Origin of the sequence: Pseudomonas sp. B19125 (assembly GCF_044218855.1) — a bacterium.
Lineage (GTDB): Bacteria > Pseudomonadota > Gammaproteobacteria > Pseudomonadales > Pseudomonadaceae > Aquipseudomonas > Aquipseudomonas edaphica.
On sequence record NZ_CP162589.1, the window covers coordinates 994,282 to 1,012,558 of the forward strand.

Here is an 18,277-nt window from a genome sequence, read left to right on the forward strand (position 1 = left end):
ACGCTCTGCGTGGTAATGCCTCCTGGGACGCTCAGCGTCCCCTAGAAAGAGGGCGCTTGTTTGCGACGTGTCCATTGGCTCAAGCGCTCTTGCAGCACCTGTGGGCTGTCGATTCCCTGTTGGCGCGCACGGCTGAATAGGATGAGCATCAGCTCTGCCGTGGCCAACGCATCGGCGCTGGCGTGATGGCGTTCGCCCACGTGCAACTTGAAGTGGTTGATCCAGTCGTCGAGCCCGGCCTCGCGAATATTCGCGTCGGGGCACAACAGCGGGGCGATGTCGGCTACATCGAGGAACGGATGGGCCAGCCGATAGCCCAGGCTGCTCTTAAGCTCCCGGCACAGCATGTGTTGGTCGAACGGCGCATGGAACGCCAGCAACGGGCTGTCGCCGACAAAGGCCATAAAATCCAGCAAGGCTTGCGCCGGGTCGCTGCCGGCGGCAATTGCACTGGGGCCGAGGCCATGGATCAGCACGCTGGGGCTGAGCTTGGTGTTGGGCTGTTGCAGGGTGCGTTCGAACATCTGCGAAAAATCCACCGCGCCATCCTCGATCACCACCGCGCCGATGGACAGCACTTGGTCGCGGTTGAGGTTCAGGCCGCTGGTTTCCAGGTCGACCACCACCCAACGCTGGCTGCGTAACGACCCGTCGCCCAGCAATGCGGGCTTGGGCAATTGTGCCAGTCGCTGCTGCTGAGCCGCGTCGAGCCCGGGCTTGTTCTTGCGCAGCCAACTGAACAGGCTCACAGCTGATACCGCAGCGTCAGGCTGCTTTGCAGGCGTTGGGCCTGGCGCAGGGATTCACGCAGGATGCGCCGGTCCAGGTGGTTGAGGCTGTCGGGGTCGACACGGTTGGAATACGGCAGGTTCTCACGGGTTTGCAGCTGATGCTGCTGCATGCGGGTTTGCTGGATAAAGTGATACGCCTCCTCGTAGGCGGCGCCATCCAGCGGTTCGATGACCTCCTTGACCACCAGTTGGCGCAGGCGCTCCAAGGTATTGTTGGCGTGGATACCGTTGGCCAGGGCCAACAGGCGCGCGCCATCGACAAAGGGCGTAAGGCCCTGCACCTTGAGGTCGAGCGTGGCCTTTTCGGTGCCTTTGCGCGTCAGCACAAAGTCGCGGAAACGCCCGACCGGCGGGCGCTGGCGCAAGGCGTTCTCGGCCAGCATGCGTTGGAATAAGCGGTTATCGGCCACCTGATCCAGAATGCCCTGGCGCAGTTGCTCGCAACCGCGCTCGTCACCCCACACCACGCGCATATCGAAATAGATGCTCGACCCGAGCAGGTTCTCCGGCGTGGCTTCGCGGATAAAGGCACCAAAGCGCCGCGCCCATTCGGCCCGTGACAGGCACAGCTCGGGGTTGCCGGCCATGATATTGCCCTTGCACAGGCTGAAGCCGCACAACGCCAGGCTTTGGTTGATCTGCTGCGCCAGGGGCAGCAGGCGGCCGCGGATCTCGGCGGCTTCGGCGGCGTCCTTGGCTTCAAACAGGATGCCGTTGTCCTGGTCGGTAAACAGTGTTTGCTCGCGGCGCCCTTCGCTGCCGAAACACAGCCAGCTGAAGGGCACGTCAGGGTCACCTTTCTCGGCCAGAGTCAGCTCGATCACTCGGCACACAGTGTGGTCGTTGAGCAGGGTAATAATGTGGGTGATCTGAGTCGAGGAGGCACCATGGGCCAGCATGCGTTCGACCAGTTGGCCGATTTCACCACGAATCGTCACCAGGTTTTCCACCCGGGGTGCGTTTCGAATGGTGCGGGCCAAGTGCACCAGGTCGACCCGTTGCAGGGAAAACAGGTCGCGCTCGGACACCACGCCACACAGGCGCTGGTCTTTGACCAGGCACACATGGGCGATGTGTCGCTCGGTCATGGCGATGGCGGCATCGAAAGCGCTGTGGTCCGGGCTTAAAAAGAACGGCGCCTGGGTCATATGGCCGGCGATGGCTTGATTGAAATCGCCGGTGCCGTCGGCGACCACCTGGCGCAGGTCGCGCAAGGTGAAAATCCCCAGCGGCGCCTTGTGCTCGTCGACGATCACGATGCTGCCCACTTGTTGCTCATGCATCAGCGTCACCGCTTCGCGCAGCGGCGTGGTCGGGCTGCAGGTGACCGGGTGGCGCATGGCCAATTCACCCAGGCGGGTGTTCAGCGAATACTGGGTGCCGAGGGTTTCCACGGCCTTTTGCTGCACCTGCTGGTTGACCTGATCCAACAGGCTGCTGACTCCGCGCAGGGCAAAATCGCGAAACGGGCTGGAAAGGGCGAACAGCTTGATAAACGCCGGCTTGTTCAGTTGCAGGCAGAAGGTGTCTTCGGCGGCTTTGTGCTCGGTGCGTGTCGCACGCTCACCCAGCAACGCGGCAAGAGGGAAGCACTCGCCGGTGGTGATCTCGAAGGTGGCTTGCGTCGAGTCCGGCCGCTCGCCGACTACGCGGCCCTGCTTGACGATATAGAAGTGCTCCACCGGCCCGCCGGACGGTTTGAGAATGCTGTCGCCGGGGCCGTAGAAACGCAGCTGGCACTGTTCGACCAAGAACGCCAGGTGGGCGTTTTCCATCTGGTTGAACGGTGGGAAGCGTTGCAGGAATTGCAGGGTGCCGTGGATGTTCTGCAACACGGCGGTTTTTCCCGCGTGCGTGAAAGCATCAGCTTTACTCATAACAGTGACCGCAGTTTTTTTGTCGTTATCGTCCTGCATGGTCGACTCCCGCGCGGCGGGTGCCCATTGGACGTAAGTCTAGGTCTCGGCAAAACCCACCACGACTAGGGAAAAACCTTACATGACTATCGTCCAAACCCCGTAGAACGCCCACTAGGCAAACTTTCCGACGAAGTGCACATTGTTCGCCCTTCCGCAGATGTCTGACGAGTGTGCTGGGAGATTGAATAGAACTGCTGAGAAACGTATGTCCGACCACGATATTTTGAGTGATGCCGAGCGCGAGGCGCTGAGCGCCGTGATGCTGGAGCCCGATTTGCCGCCACAGCGGGTGTTGATTGTCGACGACGACAAGGACGCTCGTGAATTGCTTGCGGAGATCCTGGGTCTGGACGGCATTCGCTGCATGACCGCCGACAGTGGCGAGACAGCGTGGGATTTGTTGAGCTCCAGCAGTTCCATCGGTTTGCTGATCACCGATTTGCGCATGGCGCCGAGCAACGGCCTGCAATTGATTCGCAAAGTGCGCGAGTCAACCCGTGCGGCGTTGCCGATCATCATCATGTCGGGGGACGCGGAAGCGCCGGATGTGATTGATGCGATGCATTTGAGCGTGGTGGATTTTTTGCTCAAGCCGATCGATAGCGTGAAGTTGGCGAAGATGGTCAAGCGGGAATTGGGGATGGCGCAGTAGCTACCGCTGGTCGGTCCGCTCCCATACCTGTCAACTCTGACAGTAGTTAAATAAATCTAAAACCTGTGTACTGAGTCGAGGCGTACTGGAGTTGATCCAGTACTTCTCATCCTACGAACAGGAATTTATCATGCCTGCAATCACGGGTTCCGCTGACATTACGGTTTCCATTGACGGTGAAACGAGTGCTTTTCCCGCAACGGAATTTTTAGGGTATCTCTCTTGGACCCGGTTAAATGGTCCTGACGTTGCAAGTATCTATCTATCGTATGGTCATGATGTGCCAGCCGGCGATGATCAATCCTTCGATCTTGCAGGAAGCGCGGCAACTTACCGCGATGCCAGTGGCAATGACTGCTATATGCCAACGTCGGGAGAGTTGAAGCTGACCGTAGTGCGTCCGGAGTTCGGTACTTCTTTCAAGCACAGCGGCACGCTGGATAATTTGACTTTCGGTGGGCAAACTCCGGTGGTGGTACTTAACGGTACGTACATTATCGAATCCAAATAGTTCGCCATCGGTATAAAGCACGATGACGTGCTCGGCTGCCAACACGTTTGCAGAAACAGTTAGTTCTGGTTGGGAAAAGATCGCTAGGGCTATTGTTTGCTGCGGGTAAAGTGCAGGTTAAACAGTATTTATTTAATCATTTATAGAGTGAGGGTTTAATATGCTTACGCCAACTTCCTTTGCCGGTAAAGCCGAGTTTAAAATCACTTTTCGTAACAAGCCGCACGACGAGATTACTGCGGATAGCTTTATTTTTCATGAGAAGTTTTTTAATGTTCTTGACGATCGTGGAAGTCCTGTATTGGATATAATTTATCCTGAGTCTGTCGTCGATGGGAACTATGAGTTTAAGTATGAGGAGGGTATGCCCGATTCTGTGAGGGTACTATTTAATTACAAGGGTAATAGTCACAAGCTGATCGGCACGGTCAAAGTGACTGTTTCGGACGAAGGAGACCATCAAACGCTAACGTTCGATACGACCTACAAATTTCAAGATCGCCCTTACGGACTTACCGGCACGGCTGACGCCAAATTTATACCATGATGAATTGAATGCGTGAAACGTACCTGTGGGTCCAAACTCCCTGATCTTGAGATCAGGGAGTTTTATCTAATTAAAGTCAGTTTTTAGCCTTGAACTCCCGACGCCGACGATGCAACACCGGCTCCGTATACCCATTCGGCTGTTTAGTCCCTTCAATCACCAACTCCACCGCCGCCTGGAACGCGATGTTGCTGTCGAAATCCGGTGCCAGCGGGCGATACAGCGCATCCCCGGCATTCTGACGGTCCACCACCGGCGCCATGCGCTTGAGGCTTTCCATCACCTGGGCTTCGTTGACGATGCCGTGGCGCAGCCAGTTGGCGATGTGCTGGCTGGAGATGCGCAGGGTGGCGCGGTCTTCCATCAGGCCCACATCGTTGATGTCCGGCACTTTCGAGCAGCCGACGCCCTGGTCGATCCAACGGACCACATAGCCGAGGATGCCCTGGGCGTTGTTATCCAGTTCGTTGCGGATTTCTTCGTCAGACCAATCGGTGTTGCTGGCCAGAGGAATGGTCAGGATATCGTCTACCGAAGCGCGCTCGCGCTTGGCCAGTTCGGCCTGGCGGGCGAACACATCAACCTTGTGGTAGTGCAGCGCATGCAGCGCAGCCGCCGTCGGCGATGGCACCCAGGCGGTGTTGGCGCCGGCCAGTGGGTGAGCGATTTTCTGTTCGAGCATCGCCGCCATCAGGTCGGGCATGGCCCACATGCCTTTACCGATCTGTGCACGACCTTGCAGGCCGGTGCTCAAGCCGATATCGACGTTCCAGTTTTCGTAGGCACCGATCCATTTTTCCGCCTTCATGGCGGCCTTGCGCACCATCGCGCCAGCTTCCATGGAGGTGTGGATTTCATCGCCGGTGCGGTCGAGGAAGCCAGTGTTGATAAACACCACGCGCTCGCTGGCCGCCTTGATGCAGGCCTTGAGGTTGACCGTGGTGCGGCGCTCCTCGTCCATGATCCCGACTTTGAGGGTGTTGCCTGGCAAGTTCAGCACGTCTTCGATGCGGCCAAACAGCTCATTGGTGAACGCGGCTTCTTCGGGGCCGTGCATCTTCGGTTTAACGATGTACACAGAACCGGTGCGGCTGTTCTTGCGGCTGCTGTTGCCGTTGAGGCTGTGGATCGCCGCCAGGCTGGTGAGCAGACCGTCGAGAATACCTTCCGGTACTTCGTTGCCGTCTTTATCCAGGATCGCGTCGATGGTCATCAAGTGGCCAACGTTACGCACGAACAGCAGCGAACGGCCGTGCAGGGTCACGTCCTGGCCATCCACGCCGGTGTAGACGCGGTCGGCGTTCATGGTGCGGGTGAAGGTCTTGCCGCCCTTGGCCACTTCTTCGGCCAGGTCGCCTTTCATCAGGCCGAGCCAGTTGCGGTAGATCACCACTTTGTCATCGGCATCCACGGCGGCGACGGAGTCTTCGCAGTCCATGATGGTGGTCAGCGCGGCTTCCATCAGCACGTCTTTGACGCCGGCGGCGTCGGTCTGGCCGACCGGGGTGCTGGCGTCGATCTGGATTTCGAAGTGCAGGCCGTTGTGTTTAAGCAGGATCGCAATCGGCTCGGCCGCAGGGCCCTGGAAACCGATCAGTTGTGCGTCGTCGCGCAGGCCACTGTTGCTGCCACCCTTGAGGCTGACGATGAGCTTGCCATCCACCATCTTGTAACCGGTGGAATCGACGTGGCTGCCGGCGGTGAGCGGCGCGGCTTCGTCGAGGAAAGCACGGGCGAAGGCAATTACCTTGTCGCCACGCACTTTGTTGTAACCCTTGCCCTTCTCGGCGCCGTCGGCTTCGCTGATGGCATCGGTGCCATACAGCGCGTCGTACAGCGAGCCCCAGCGTGCATTGGAGGCGTTGAGGGCGAAGCGGGCATTCATGACCGGCACCACCAGCTGCGGGCCGGCCATGCGGGCAATTTCGTCATCGACATTTTGGGTCGAGGCCTGGAAATCTGCAGCTTCTGGCAGCAGGTAACCGATATCTTGCAGGAAGGCTTTGTAGGCCACTGGGTCGTGGGCTTTACCTGCGTGGGTCTGGTGCCAGGTGTCGATCCGCGCCTGGAAATCATCGCGTTTGGCGAGTAGGGCTTTGTTCTTCGGTGCCAGGTCGTGGATGACCTTGTCGGCGCCGGCCCAGAACTGGTCGGCAGTGATGCCGGTGCCGGGAATGGCTTCGTTGTTCACGAAGTCGAACAGGACTTTGGCGACCTGCAGGCCACCGACTTGAACGTGTTCAGTCATTGCTTGCCTCACTCTGCGGAGCTTATGCGCTGTTTCAGATTTTCATTATGTAGTGCACGGTTGGGCATACTACATGATGACTTGCGGTTGTGAAAATTAGACTAAATACGTCGTTTAGCGACTCATTTTGGTCGTACGGTCACAGCGGAGAATCGGATGTTCTCAAAAAACTATTGGATTGTTCCAGATAAATATAAAAATGGTACACGATTTGTTTTTGACCACTTCTGTAGGAATTGGCTTTGTGTGGGAGCGGGCTTGCCCGCGATAGCAATACATCGCCCACGGATGTGTAACTGACACGCCCCCCATCGCGGGCAAGCCCGCTCCCACAGGGTGTGTGCCTATAATCGATGATCAACCCACCGAGGGCTTCGCCATGGACCATCTTGTACTCACTATTATCGCCGCCGACAAACCCGGCCTGGTTGAACGCATTGCGCAGAACATTGCCGCCCACGGCGGTAACTGGCTGGAAAGCCGCATGGCGCACATGGCCGGGCAGTTTGCCGGGATTTTGCGGGTCAGTGTGCCGACAGAACAGCGTCAAGCCCTGGTCGGCGCGCTGGAGGACTTATCCACACATGGCATTCGTGTGTTGGTGGGCGAGGGCAGCAGCGGGCAGGCCTCGGCGTCCAAATCGATCATGATGACGTTGGTGGGCAATGACCGCGCAGGCATCGTGCGCGAAATCACGGCGCTATTGAGCAAACAAGGCGTGAACCTGGCGAGCCTGAGCACGGATGTGCGTCCGGCGCCCATGAGCGGTGATCCCTTGTTTAGCGCCGAAGCGTTGTTGCAGGTGCCGGCCGCGTTGTCCCTGGATACCTTGCAGCTGTCCCTGGAAACCTTGGCCGATGATTTGATGGTGGAACTGCACCACGAGGAATAATCGGTCCACAAGGTTATGCATGGAAATCTTGCATGGGCCTGTGGATAACCTGTAGAGACCCGGCGCCAGGCCATGCCGGCCGGGCTTCTTCGTCGATTGAGCAAAAAACGAGCAGTTTCAATGGCTTGTGCACAAATGGCGGGGATCAGGGTGTGGATAACCTTGGGGTGAATGCCTGCAAGCCACGTGCACTGTGGCTTGCAGAGGTTTGTACGTTATTTGATCAGCGTTTGCGCACCGTCAGCCATGCATCCAGGCTGTAGACCACTAGGCCCGCCCAGATAAATGCGAAAGCAATCAGCGTGCTGGTCGCCAGGTGTTCACCGAACAGCAGCACCGCTTCCAACAGCACCAGCGTCGGCGCCACGTATTGCAAAAAGCCCAGTGCGGTGTAGGGCAAATGCCGTGCGGCGGCGTTGAAACACACCAGCGGAATCAGCGTAACCGGGCCTGCGGCCACCAGCCACCAGGCTTCGGAGGTGCTCCAAAATTCAAGCTGCGCACTATGGGCCGACGGGTTGAACAACAACCAGGCGACGGCGATCGGCACCAGCATCCAGGTTTCCACCACCAGCCCTGGCAGCGCCTTGACCGGCGCCTGTTTGCGGATCAAACCGTAAAAGCCGAAGGTCAACGCCAGCACCAGCGACACCCACGGCAGACTGCCGACTTGCCACACTTGCTGCGCCACACCCACCGCCGCCAGCCCGACGGCGATCCATTGCAGGCGGCGCAGGCGCTCGCCCAGGATCAGCATGCCCAGCAGTACATTCACCAACGGGTTGATGTAGTAACCCAGGCTCGCTTCCAGCATGCGCCCGCTGTTCACCGACCACACATAGGTCAGCCAGTTGGCCGCAATCAACGAACCGCTGAGTGCCAGAATCGCCAGGCGCTTGGGGTTGTCGCGCAGTTCACGGAACCAGCCGGGGTGCTTCCACACCATCAACAGCAAACCGCCGAACAGCGCCGACCACAAGACGCGGTGCACGATGATTTCGGCGGCGGGAACACTGGCGATGGCTTTGAAATAAAGTGGGAAAAGACCCCAGATGACATAGGCACTCAGGCCCAGGATGTACCCTTTGCGGGGGTTGGCGGCGTGCATTGCAGAATCCTTGCTCAGGCAGCTTACAAAGCGCGATTGTAAGGATTTTTGTCAGGCAAGGCAGGGGCTTTTCTGTGGGAGCTGGCTTGCCTGCGATGAAATCACCTTAGTACCACTGATACACCGAGTTGTCTGAATCGCAGGCAAGCCAGCTCCCACACCGGTGGTGTACTGCTCTTTAGAAGAGTTTGAGGGGTTCTTCATTGAGCGCCGACAGTTGCTCACGCAACGCCAACACCTGGTCGCCCCAATACCGCTCGCTGCCAAACCACGGAAAGCTGTGGGGGAATGCCGGGTCATCCCAGCGCCGGGCCAGCCAGGCGCTGTAGTGCATCAGGCGCAAGGCGCGCAGGGGTTCGATCAAGGCCAGTTCGCGTGGGTCGAAGTCGTGGAACTCCTGGTAGCCGTCCATCAATTCCGACAGCTGGCCCAGGCATTCCTGACGGTCGCCCGCGAGCATCATCCACAGGTCCTGCACGGCCGGGCCCATGCGGCAGTCGTCCAGGTCGACGATGTGGAACATCTCGTCGCGGCACATCATGTTGCCGGGGTGGCAGTCACCGTGCATGCGGATGTTCTTGTGCGGTGTGGCCTTGTACACCTCTTCCACGCGCTTGAGCAGGTCGCGCGCGACAGACTCGTAAGCGGGCAGCAGGCTCTTGGGAATGAAATTGCCTTCAAGCAAGGTGTTGAGGGAATCGTGACCGAAGTTCTTCACCCCCAAGGCTTCGCGGTGTTCAAACGGGCGGGTGGAACCCACCGCGTGCAAACGACCAAGCAATTGCCCGAGGCGATACAGCTGATCCAGGTTGCCCGGCTCCGGCGCCCGGCCGCCACGGCGTGGGAACAGGGTGAAGCGAAAGCCCGCGTGTTCGAACAGGCTTTCGCCGTTATGCACCAGCGGTGCAACCACCGGCACTTCGCACTCGGCCAGTTCGAAGGTGAAGCGGTGTTCTTCCAGGATCGCTTCGTTGGTCCAGCGCTGGGGGCGGTAGAATTTGGCGATCAGCGGCTCGGAGTCTTCGATGCCCACCTGATACACACGGTTTTCGTAGCTGTTAAGCGCCAACACGCGCGCGTCGCTGAGAAAGCCGATGCTTTCGACGGCGTCGAGTACTAAATCGGGGGTGAGTGTTTCAAACGGGTGGGCCATGCGAACTCCTGCGCGCAGCAGGGCGCCGCGTCCGGCCGGGTATGGTAACGCACCAACGCTGAGATAGGTGGCGACTGTGCCATTGCCATCGCAGGCAAGCCAGCTCCCACGCTTGAGCGTGGAATGCGCTCAAAGGTGGGAGCTGGCTTGCCTGCGATGAGGCCCTGTCAGGCGCCGACTATCCCACCATCATCCCGCCGAATCGCCATCACCGACGAGCGCGGCTTGCCGTTTGGCAGATGCTCCGGCCAGGTCGAACCCCCGGTTTCCCCCGGATGCTGAATCCCCACAAACAGGGTCTTCTGGTCCGGCGAAAAGCTGATACCCGTGACCTCGCACGCCACCGGCCCGACCATGAAGCGGCGGATTTCCCCGGTGTTGGGGTCGGCGCACAGCATCTGGTTATTGCCCATGCCGGCGAAGTCGCCCTTGTTGCTGTAGTCGCCGTCGGTGAGGATCCACAGGCGCCCTGCCTTGTCGAACCCCAGGCCGTCGGGGCTGTTGAACATGTTTTGCGGGTTGATGTTGGACGAGCCGCCTTTTGGCGTGCCGGCATGCACACCTGGGTTGCCGGCCACCACAAACAAATCCCAGGTGAAGGTGTTGGCGCCGTGGTTATCCGCGTCGGCTTTCCAGCGCAGGATCTGGCCATACACGTTTTTCTCACGCGGATTCGGCCCGCCCACCGGCTGGCCGTCTTCACCGCGCTTGGCGTTGTTGGTGAGCGTGCAATACACCTGGCCGTCGGTGGGGCTGACCACGATCCATTCCGGGCGGTCCATGCGTGTGGCTTTCACCACACTGGCGGCCAGGCGCGCGTGGATCAGCACTTCGGCCTGGCTGGCAAACCCCGAGCTGGCGTCGATGCCGTTTTTGCCGTGGGTGAGTTCGACCCATTCGCCTTTGCCCTTGGGGTGGTCGGCATTGCCGTCGCCGGCATCGAAAATCGCCACGTACAGGGTGCCGTGGTCGAGCAGGTTCTTGTTGGCTTTGGGGTTGTGGTGGTTGATCGGATCGCGGCTGACGAACTTGTAGATGAACTCGCCACGCTCGTCGTCGCCCATGTACACCACGGCGCGGCCATCACGGGTTTCTGCCAGTGCGGCGTTTTCGTGTTTGAAGCGGCCCAGGGCAGTGCGCTTGACCGGTGTGGATTGCGGGTCGAACGGGTCGATTTCCACCACCCAACCGTGGCGATTGAGTTCGTTGGGGTTCTTGGCCATGTCGAAGCGCGGGTCGTGCAGGTGCCAATTGATCTCGCGGCTGGCGGCCACCACGCCGTAGCGTTTTTGCCCGGCGTCGAAGCTTTGTTGCGGGTTGCTGCTGCCAAAGCAGTCGGTGAAGTTCTCTTCGCAGGTCAGGTAAGTGCCCCATGGCGTCTTGCCGTTGGCGCAGTTCTGGAAGGTGCCAAGGGCTTTTTTGCCGGTTTTGTCGGCGCTGGTTTTCAGCCAGGCATGGCCGGCAGCGGGGCCACCCAGGCGGATCGGCGAGTTACCGTGGATGCGGCGGTTGTAGCGCGAGTCCTGCACGAACTGCCAGGTGTCGCCCTTGCGCCGTACCTCAATCACCGATACACCTTCGCTGGCCTGGGCCTTGCGCACGTCTTCAGCCGATTGCGGCGCGCCGCCATGGGCGTAGAGGTAGCGGTAGTTGGTGTATTCGTTGTTGATCGCCATCAGCGCACGGTTGTTGTCACCGGGGAAGGCGAACAGGCTCATGCCGTCGTTGTTGTCACCGAACTGCTGTTCCTGAGCCTTGGCAGTACCATTGCCGGACGGGTCGAAGGCTGGCGCGTTCTTGTGCAGCGGCTGGCCCCAACTGATCAGTACCGAGGCGGAGTAACCCGGCGGCAAGGTGATGGCGTCGCTGGTGGCCGCAGCGATGCTGGCAAAGCCCAGCAAGGGGCTGGCGGTGGCAGCGTTCACGGCCATTGCGCTGCGCGTGAGCAGGTTGCCACCCAGGAACATCGCGGCACCGCACAGGGCGCCGGCGCCGATAAAACGGCGGCGGGTGAGGCCGACCATCTGTTCAAGGTCGGTGGCTTGGTTTTCTTCTAATAGGCTCATTTCAGGCTCCCTGCGGTTTTTGCAGACACCTTAAGGAGCGCTCGTGACGAATTTGTTGCAGCTTAAAGATGGCGGGCGCCTAAACCGGTGTGCCGAGCAGCACATTGTTGGGTGAGAATTGCACCTGGACTTGGCCGCCTTCGACGACACCCAGTGCCTGGAGCGCGGCGGGCTGCGCCAGGGCGCATAAAACCTGGCCGTTGGGCAGGGTGATGCGCACTTCGCTGGGGCCGTCATCGGCGTCGAGAATCGTCTCGATCACACCGCTTACGCAATTGTGTCCAGGTGTTGCAGCCTGCCCGATGGCGAGCAATTCCAGCCATCCGGCCTTGATCAAGGCGACCACTTCAACGCCGGTTTCCAGCTCCAGCCGCTGCGTGCTGTCGTGAGTGATCTGCGCACTCAGGCTCAAGCCGCCCGAGAGTTGCAGGCGAATCAAGTCATTGCGGCCCTGGTGTTCGATGGCGCTGACCTGGCCGTGCAGTTGGTTGCGCGCGCTGGTGCGCAACATCAGGCGACCGAGCAGGTTGAAGTCGCTCGCGTCCTCATCCGAACCCAGCACCTCGGCCTGCAACACTTGCAGGCGTTGGTACAGGCGCAGCACGCGCTCACCTTCGGCCGTCAGCTTGGCGCCGCCGCCGCCTTTGCCGCCGACGCTGCGCTCCACCAGCGGCTTTTGCGCCAGGTTGTTCAACTCGTCGATCGCATCCCACGCGGCCTTGTAACTCAGGCCAGCGCTCTTGGCCGCGCGGGTAATCGAGCCCTGCTCGGCAATATGCGCCAACAGGGCGATGCGCTGGGGGCGGCGGATGATGTGTTGGCTGAGGGAGGTCGGCAGAGACATGTGGATACGCTTCGATAAGGTCAGCGGACGTTGCAGGCGCGGCGCACGCGAGTCAAGTCATGAGCCTGGTTTTGGCGTGCGGGCCAGACAGTACACATCGACCTGACGAGCGCCAGCGTCCATCAATAGGCGGGCCAGGCTGTGGGCGGTGGCGCCGGTGGTGAGTACGTCGTCCACCAGCGCAAAGTGGCGGCCCTGCACCTGGGCGCCGGGTGCCAGCGCAAACGCGGTGAGCAGGTTGCGTTGGCGGGTCTTGGCGTCGAGGGCTTGTTGCGCGACGGTTTCATGGGGGCGTAACAACAGGTGTTCATCGTGTGGGAGGTCGAGGTCTTCGCTGAGCCAGCGGGCCAACATCAACGATTGGTTGAAGCCGCGCTCACGCAGACGCTTGCGCGCCATGGGCACCGGCAGCAGGCAGTCGGGGCGGGTGAGTGCGGTGTTGTCGAAACGGTGTTGCAGATACTGGCCCAGCAAGTGTGCGAGCAGATGACCCAGCGGCCAGCGCGACTGGTGTTTGAAGCGGCTGATAAGGGTGTCGACGGGGAAACCGTAGGTCCAGGGTGCGATCACCTGTTTATAGGCAGGCGGCTTTTTTTGACAGGGGCCGCAAATCAAACCCTCCATCGGCAGGGGCAGGGCGCACACCTCGCAATGCTCCAGCAGCCAGGGCAGCTCGGTTTCGCAGGCGTTGCACACAGTGTGGTTGGAGTTTGTTGCTTCATCGCAAATTAAACAGGTCTGGTTGTTTTCTAACCAGATGTAAACCTGATGTTTGTATCTGAGTTGACAGTGCATGAATCTTCCTTAAATATGCCGAGCATCCGTGTCGTGACTGACTGTGGGTATTGCGGGTATTGCCGGTATTGCCCTTCCCACAGCGTAAGCCCAAGCATAATCAAGGAATCGCCCATGAGCGCCAGCACCTCTGCCACCCTGCGTCACGATTGGTCTTTAGCCGAAGTCAAAGCGCTGTTTGTGCAACCCTTCAACGACCTGTTGTTCCAGGCGCAGACCGTGCACCGCGCGCATTTCGACGCCAACCGCGTGCAGGTCTCGACCTTGCTGTCGATCAAAACCGGCGCCTGCCCGGAAGATTGCAAATATTGTCCGCAGTCGGGCCACTACAACACCGGTCTGGAAAAAGAAAAGCTGATGGAGGTGCAGAAGGTCCTCGAAGAGGCCGCTCGCGCCAAAGCCATCGGTTCGACGCGCTTCTGCATGGGCGCCGCCTGGAAGCACCCGTCGGCCAAAGACATGCCCTACGTGCTGCAGATGGTCAAAGGCGTGAAGGCCATGGGCCTGGAAACCTGCATGACCCTCGGCCGTCTCGACCAGGACCAGACCGAAGCCCTGGCCCAGGCCGGCCTGGACTACTACAACCACAACCTCGACACCTCGCCTGAGTTCTACGGCAGCATCATCACCACCCGCACTTACGGCGAGCGCCTGCAAACCCTGGCGTACGTGCGTGATTCGGGGATGAAGATCTGCTCGGGCGGCATCCTCGGCATGGGCGAGTCCCTCGACGACCGCGCCAACCTGCTGATCCAACTGGCCAACCTGCCGGAGCATCCGGAGTCGGTGCCGATCAACATGCTGGTGAAAGTCGCCGGTACGCCGCTGGAAAACGCCGAAGACATCGACCCGTTTGACTTTATCCGCATGCTCGCCGTGGCGCGCATCCTGATGCCGCAATCCCATGTGCGCTTGTCGGCCGGCCGTGAAGCGATGAACGAGCAGATGCAGGCCCTGGCGTTTTTCGCCGGTGCCAACTCGATCTTCTACGGCGACAAGTTGCTGACCACCGCCAACCCGCAGGCCGACAAGGACATGCAACTGTTCTCGCGCCTGGGAATCTTGCCGGAGGCGCGTGAAGAGCACGCCGATGAAGTGCATCAGGCAGCGATTGAGCAGGCGTTGGTGGAGCAGAAGAGCAGCGAGCAGTTCTATAACGCGGTGGTTTAACGCCTCTCTCCACATTTGAAACGCAATCCAACTGTGGGAGCTGGCTTGCCTGCGATAGCGGTCTTCCAGACATATTGATACTGAATGTGCTGCCGTCATCGCAGGCAAGCCAGCTCCCACATTGGATCGGGTTCAACCTGAACTGCCGAGGCCTGCATGTCTTTTGATCTCGCCGCGCGCCTCGCTGCCCGCCGGGCCGAACACCTTTATCGCCAACGCCCTTTGCTTGAGAGCCCGCAAGGCCCGCAAGTGGTGGTGGATGGCCAGCCGCTGCTGGCATTCTGCAACAACGACTACCTGGGCCTGGCCAATCACCCGCAAGTGATCGAAGCCTGGCGCGCCGGGGCCTCCCGATGGGGCGTGGGCGGTGGCGCTTCGCACCTGGTGATCGGCCATGCCACGCCGCACCATGAGCTGGAAGAAGCACTGGCCGACCTCACCGGACGCCCGCGTGCACTGCTGTTTACCACCGGCTATATGGCCAACCTGGGCGCGGTCACCGCGTTGGTGGGGCAGGGCGATACGGTGCTGGAGGACCGGCTCAACCACGCCTCGCTGCTGGACGCCGGCCTGTTGTCCGGGGCGCGTTTCAACCGCTATCTGCATAACGACGCCAGCAGCCTGGCCAAACGCCTGGAGAAGGCGACCGGCAATACGTTGGTGGTCACCGATGGTGTGTTCAGCATGGACGGCAATCTGGCCGACCTGCCTGCGCTGGCCCGTGAGGCACGCGCCAAAGGCGCCTGGTTGATGGTCGATGACGCCCATGGCTTCGGACCGTTAGGTGCTACGGGCGGCGGAATTGTCGAGCATTTCGGCTTGAGCCAGGAAGACGTGCCGGTATTGGTCGGCACCCTTGGCAAAGCGTTCGGTACCGCCGGGGCGTTTGTGGCAGGCAGTGAGGAGCTGATCGAAAGCCTGATCCAGTTCGCCCGGCCCTACATCTACACCACCAGCCAGCCACCGGCATTGGCCTGCGCCACTTTGAAAAGCCTGGAGCTGCTGCGCACCGAGCACTGGCGGCGTGAGCACCTCAATGGCCTGATCCGCCAGTTCCGCCAGGGCGCCGAGCAGCTTGGCCTGCGGTTGATGGACAGCTTCACGCCGATCCAGCCGATCCTGATTGGCGACAGCGCCACCGCCATGCGCCTGTCGCAGATGCTGCGCGAGCGCGGCCTGATGGTGACAGCCATCCGCCCACCGACTGTGCCGGCCGGCAGTGCGCGTTTGCGCGTGACACTGACAGCGGCCCACAGCGCGGCCCAGGTGCAGCTATTGTTAAGCGCATTGGAAGCGTGTTTCCGGTTGTTAAGTATTACGGAGCCCGACCATGCGTGATCGATTGGTATTACTGCCCGGTTGGGGGCTCGGCGTTTCACCGCTGGAGCCTTTGGCTGGCGCCTTGCAGGGTTTGGACGAACACCTGCAAGTGCATATCGAACCGTTGCCGGTGCTGGCTTCCAGCGATCTGGATGAATGGCTCGACGAACTCGACGCCACACTGCCGGACAACGCCTGGTTGGGCGGCTGGTCCCTGGGCGGCATGCTCGCTTCCGAGTTGGCGGCGCGGCGCGGCGAGCGCTGCTGCGGGCTGCTGACATTGGCGAGCAACCCGTGTTTTGTCGCCCATCAAGGCTGGCCCAGTGCGATGCCTGCCGAGACGTTCGATGCGTTCCTCGCGGGTTGCCATGCCGATTCTCAGGTCACGCTCAAACGCTTTGGCCTGCTGTGTGCCAAGGGCGCTGCCGACCCGCGCGGGCTGTCGCGCCTGTTGGTCAGCGGGGCGCCGAATACGTTGTCGAGTGTGTTGATGCCGGGCCTGGAACTGCTTGCTCAACTGGATACCCGCGCCGCTTTGCAAGCGTTTCGTGGCCCGCAACTGCACCTGTTTGCGGGGTTGGACGGTTTAGTGCCCGCTGAAGCCGCGGGTGATCTATTGGCCCTGCTGCCCGATGTAGAAATCGGCCTGATTGAACAGGCCGGTCACGCTTTTCTTCTGGAAGACCCTCACGGTGTAGCGGGGGCCATCCAGGCTTTTTTGCATGAGTGTGTTGATGACTGATTTATCCCAGCCCCCACTGCCGGGCGGTTTGCCGGACAAGCGCCAGGTGGCGGCCTCGTTTTCCCGCGCAGCAGCCAGCTACGACAGCGTCGCCGAGTTGCAGCGCGCAGTCGGGCATGCGCTGATGTCCCGCTTGCCGGCGGCCCTCGCGCCCCGGCGCTGGCTGGATGTAGGCTGCGGCACGGGTTATTTCAGCCGTGCACTGGGCGAACTGTTGCCTGCAAGCCAAGGCGTAGCGCTGGATATTGCCGAGGGCATGCTCAACCATGCGCGGCCTTTAGGGGGCGCGCAGCACTTTATTGCGGGGGATGCAGAACGCTTGCCGCTTGCAACTGAGAGCTTCCAGCTGCTGTTCTCCAGCCTGGCGGTGCAGTGGTGCGCGAATTTCGACGCGGTGCTCAGTGAGGCCTGTCGTGTGCTGCAACCCGGGGGCGTCTTCGCATTTGCGAGCCTGTGCGTGGGCACCCTGGACGAGTTGCGCCAAAGCTGGCGTGCGGCGGATGGCCTGGTTCACGTCAACCGCTTCCGCACCTTCGAGGCTTACCAACAGCTGTGTGCTGCCAGCGGTTTGCGGGTGCTGAGCCTGGAGCGCCAGCCTCACGTGTTGCACTACCCGGATGTGCGCAGCCTGACCCACGAACTCAAGGCGTTGGGCGCGCATAACCTCAACCCCGGTCGCCCGGGAGGGTTGACGGGGCGCGCGCGGATTGTTGCACTGGTGCACGCTTACGAGCAGTTCCGCCAGGCCCAGGGCCTGCCCGCCACGTACCAAGTGGTGTATGCCGTACTGGAGAAACCGTTATGAGCGCCGCTTATTTCATCACCGGCACCGATACCGATGTGGGCAAAACCACCATCGCCGCCGGGCTGCTGCATGCCGCGCGGCTGGCGGGTAAAAGCACCGCCGCCGGAAAACCGGTGGCCTCAGGCTGCCAGCTCACCCCAAAAGGTTTGCGCAACGCCGACGCCTTGGCACTGCTGGCCGAATGTTCGCTGCCGTTGACCTATGCCGAGGTCAACCCGGTGGCCTTTGAACCCGCGATTGCGCCGCACCTGGCCGCGCGGGAGGCGGGTGTGGCGCTCACGGTGCAATCACTGTTGAAGCCGATGCAGCACATACTCGCGCAGCACGCGGATTTCACCTTGATCGAAGGCGCAGGCGGCTGGCGGGTGCCGTTGGCCGATCAGGACAACCTGTCGGACCTGGCCATGGCGCTCAAGCTGCCGGTGATCCTGGTGGTGGGCGTGCGTCTGGGCTGTATCAGCCATGCGCTGCTCACCGCCGAAGCCATCGCGCGGGACGGTTTGCCGTTGGCGGGTTGGGTGGCAAATATCATCGACCCCAAGACCTCTCGTCTGGAAGAGAACCTCGCCACCCTGGCTGAGCGGTTGCCTGCGCCGTGCCTGGGGCGGGTGCCAAAGCTCAAGCAGGCCAGCGCGAAAGTGGTGGCCGAGTACCTGGAATTGGACCTGCTTGACTGATTTTGGCTATCGCTAAGGCATTATGCCATTAGTGTTT

17 protein-coding genes are annotated in these 18,277 nt (G+C 60.6%); 9 read left to right on the top strand and 8 right to left on the bottom strand.

The window, feature by feature from the left end; all coding sequences use genetic code 11:
- Positions 1-41: 41 nt before the first annotated feature.
- Complete coding sequence (locus AB4P96_RS04445; RefSeq protein WP_176991598.1) at positions 42-749, bottom strand: 3'-5' exonuclease; 708 nt, start codon at positions 747-749, stop codon at positions 42-44.
- On the bottom strand, positions 746-2,668 hold the full coding sequence (locus tag AB4P96_RS04450; protein WP_395600538.1) for a putative nucleotidyltransferase substrate binding domain-containing protein: 1,923 nt from the start codon (positions 2,666-2,668) through the stop codon (positions 746-748). Before AB4P96_RS04450 ends, AB4P96_RS04445 begins: the two co-directional genes overlap by 4 nt.
- 247 nt (positions 2,669-2,915) lie before the next feature.
- On the opposite strand from AB4P96_RS04450, the gene AB4P96_RS04455 reads away from it, so the two are divergent.
- The 3 genes from AB4P96_RS04455 (at position 2,916) to AB4P96_RS04465 (ending at position 4,420) form a co-directional block, all read left to right on the top strand.
- Entirely contained in the window at positions 2,916-3,362 is a 447-nt protein-coding gene (locus tag AB4P96_RS04455; RefSeq protein ID WP_017138015.1) for a response regulator, read from the top strand.
- A gap of 130 nt (positions 3,363-3,492) precedes the next feature.
- On the top strand, positions 3,493-3,873 hold the full coding sequence (locus AB4P96_RS04460; protein WP_395600539.1) for a hypothetical protein: 381 nt from the start codon (positions 3,493-3,495) through the stop codon (positions 3,871-3,873).
- Between the two features lie 160 nt (positions 3,874-4,033).
- A complete protein-coding gene (locus AB4P96_RS04465; protein ID WP_395600540.1) occupies positions 4,034-4,420 on the top strand; it encodes a hypothetical protein in 387 nt (128 codons plus the stop codon).
- Positions 4,421-4,496: 76 nt separating this feature from the next.
- Here AB4P96_RS04465 and AB4P96_RS04470 read toward each other — a convergent pair whose 3' ends face one another.
- The gene (locus AB4P96_RS04470) at positions 4,497-6,668 is read right to left on the bottom strand and encodes a malate synthase G (RefSeq protein WP_395600541.1); all 2,172 of its coding nucleotides are present in this window, start codon (positions 6,666-6,668) and stop codon (positions 4,497-4,499) included.
- A gap of 379 nt (positions 6,669-7,047) precedes the next feature.
- On the opposite strand from AB4P96_RS04470, the gene AB4P96_RS04475 reads away from it, so the two are divergent.
- Positions 7,048-7,560 (top strand): glycine cleavage system protein R, encoded by a 513-nt coding sequence (locus AB4P96_RS04475; RefSeq protein WP_017138018.1) that lies wholly within the window; start codon positions 7,048-7,050, stop codon positions 7,558-7,560.
- Positions 7,561-7,783: 223 nt separating this feature from the next.
- Here AB4P96_RS04475 and rarD read toward each other — a convergent pair whose 3' ends face one another.
- From rarD to AB4P96_RS04500, 5 genes are all read right to left on the bottom strand, one after another.
- Positions 7,784-8,668 carry an EamA family transporter RarD gene (gene rarD, locus AB4P96_RS04480; protein ID WP_017138019.1) on the bottom strand — a complete coding sequence of 295 codons (885 nt, stop codon included), beginning with the start codon at positions 8,666-8,668 and terminating at the stop codon, positions 7,784-7,786.
- Between the two features lie 178 nt (positions 8,669-8,846).
- Positions 8,847-9,821 (bottom strand): serine/threonine protein kinase, encoded by a 975-nt coding sequence (locus AB4P96_RS04485; protein WP_056857817.1) that lies wholly within the window; start codon positions 9,819-9,821, stop codon positions 8,847-8,849.
- A 167-nt stretch (positions 9,822-9,988) separates the two neighbouring features.
- On the bottom strand, positions 9,989-11,887 hold the full coding sequence (locus AB4P96_RS04490) for a PhoX family phosphatase (protein ID WP_017138021.1): 1,899 nt from the start codon (positions 11,885-11,887) through the stop codon (positions 9,989-9,991).
- Positions 11,888-11,966: 79 nt separating this feature from the next.
- Positions 11,967-12,731: a TOBE domain-containing protein gene (locus AB4P96_RS04495; protein WP_395600542.1), complete on the bottom strand. Its 765-nt coding sequence runs from the start codon at positions 12,729-12,731 to the stop codon at positions 11,967-11,969.
- 57 nt (positions 12,732-12,788) lie between these two features.
- Positions 12,789-13,526, bottom strand: coding sequence for a ComF family protein (locus AB4P96_RS04500; protein WP_138451640.1), 738 nt, complete (start codon positions 13,524-13,526; stop codon positions 12,789-12,791).
- Positions 13,527-13,640: 114 nt separating this feature from the next.
- On the opposite strand from AB4P96_RS04500, the gene bioB reads away from it, so the two are divergent.
- From bioB to bioD, 5 genes are all read left to right on the top strand, one after another.
- Positions 13,641-14,696 (top strand): biotin synthase BioB, encoded by a 1,056-nt coding sequence (gene bioB, locus AB4P96_RS04505; protein ID WP_017138024.1) that lies wholly within the window; start codon positions 13,641-13,643, stop codon positions 14,694-14,696.
- Between the two features lie 156 nt (positions 14,697-14,852).
- Positions 14,853-16,034 carry an 8-amino-7-oxononanoate synthase gene (bioF, locus tag AB4P96_RS04510; protein WP_176991595.1) on the top strand — a complete coding sequence of 394 codons (1,182 nt, stop codon included), beginning with the start codon at positions 14,853-14,855 and terminating at the stop codon, positions 16,032-16,034.
- On the top strand, positions 16,027-16,758 hold the full coding sequence (locus AB4P96_RS04515; protein WP_017138026.1) for an alpha/beta fold hydrolase: 732 nt from the start codon (positions 16,027-16,029) through the stop codon (positions 16,756-16,758). Before bioF ends, AB4P96_RS04515 begins: the two co-directional genes overlap by 8 nt.
- Positions 16,751-17,563, top strand: a complete 813-nt coding sequence (gene bioC, locus AB4P96_RS04520) for a malonyl-ACP O-methyltransferase BioC (protein WP_138451646.1) — start codon at positions 16,751-16,753, stop codon at positions 17,561-17,563. Before AB4P96_RS04515 ends, bioC begins: the two co-directional genes overlap by 8 nt.
- A complete protein-coding gene (bioD, locus tag AB4P96_RS04525; RefSeq protein ID WP_017138028.1) occupies positions 17,560-18,240 on the top strand; it encodes a dethiobiotin synthase in 681 nt (226 codons plus the stop codon). The genes bioC and bioD overlap by 4 nt, the downstream gene beginning before the upstream one ends.
- The last annotated feature ends 37 nt before the right edge of the window (positions 18,241-18,277 follow it).

Coding starts and splice junctions, on each gene's coding strand:
- rarD (WP_017138019.1), bottom strand. CDS start 8,668: ATGCACGCCGCCAACCCCCGCAAAGGGTACATCCTGGGCCTGAGTGCC.
- AB4P96_RS04490 (WP_017138021.1), bottom strand. CDS start 11,887: ATGAGCCTATTAGAAGAAAACCAAGCCACCGACCTTGAACAGATGGTC.
- AB4P96_RS04450 (WP_395600538.1), bottom strand. CDS start 2,668: ATGAGTAAAGCTGATGCTTTCACGCACGCGGGAAAAACCGCCGTGTTG.
- AB4P96_RS04515 (WP_017138026.1), top strand. CDS start 16,027: ATGCGTGATCGATTGGTATTACTGCCCGGTTGGGGGCTCGGCGTTTCA.
- bioD (WP_017138028.1), top strand. CDS start 17,560: ATGAGCGCCGCTTATTTCATCACCGGCACCGATACCGATGTGGGCAAA.
- AB4P96_RS04470 (WP_395600541.1), bottom strand. CDS start 6,668: ATGACTGAACACGTTCAAGTCGGTGGCCTGCAGGTCGCCAAAGTCCTG.
- AB4P96_RS04460 (WP_395600539.1), top strand. CDS start 3,493: ATGCCTGCAATCACGGGTTCCGCTGACATTACGGTTTCCATTGACGGT.
- AB4P96_RS04455 (WP_017138015.1), top strand. CDS start 2,916: ATGTCCGACCACGATATTTTGAGTGATGCCGAGCGCGAGGCGCTGAGC.
- bioF (WP_176991595.1), top strand. CDS start 14,853: ATGTCTTTTGATCTCGCCGCGCGCCTCGCTGCCCGCCGGGCCGAACAC.
- AB4P96_RS04500 (WP_138451640.1), bottom strand. CDS start 13,526: ATGCACTGTCAACTCAGATACAAACATCAGGTTTACATCTGGTTAGAA.
- AB4P96_RS04485 (WP_056857817.1), bottom strand. CDS start 9,821: ATGGCCCACCCGTTTGAAACACTCACCCCCGATTTAGTACTCGACGCC.
- AB4P96_RS04495 (WP_395600542.1), bottom strand. CDS start 12,731: ATGTCTCTGCCGACCTCCCTCAGCCAACACATCATCCGCCGCCCCCAG.
- AB4P96_RS04465 (WP_395600540.1), top strand. CDS start 4,034: ATGCTTACGCCAACTTCCTTTGCCGGTAAAGCCGAGTTTAAAATCACT.
- bioB (WP_017138024.1), top strand. CDS start 13,641: ATGAGCGCCAGCACCTCTGCCACCCTGCGTCACGATTGGTCTTTAGCC.
- bioC (WP_138451646.1), top strand. CDS start 16,751: ATGACTGATTTATCCCAGCCCCCACTGCCGGGCGGTTTGCCGGACAAG.
- AB4P96_RS04475 (WP_017138018.1), top strand. CDS start 7,048: ATGGACCATCTTGTACTCACTATTATCGCCGCCGACAAACCCGGCCTG.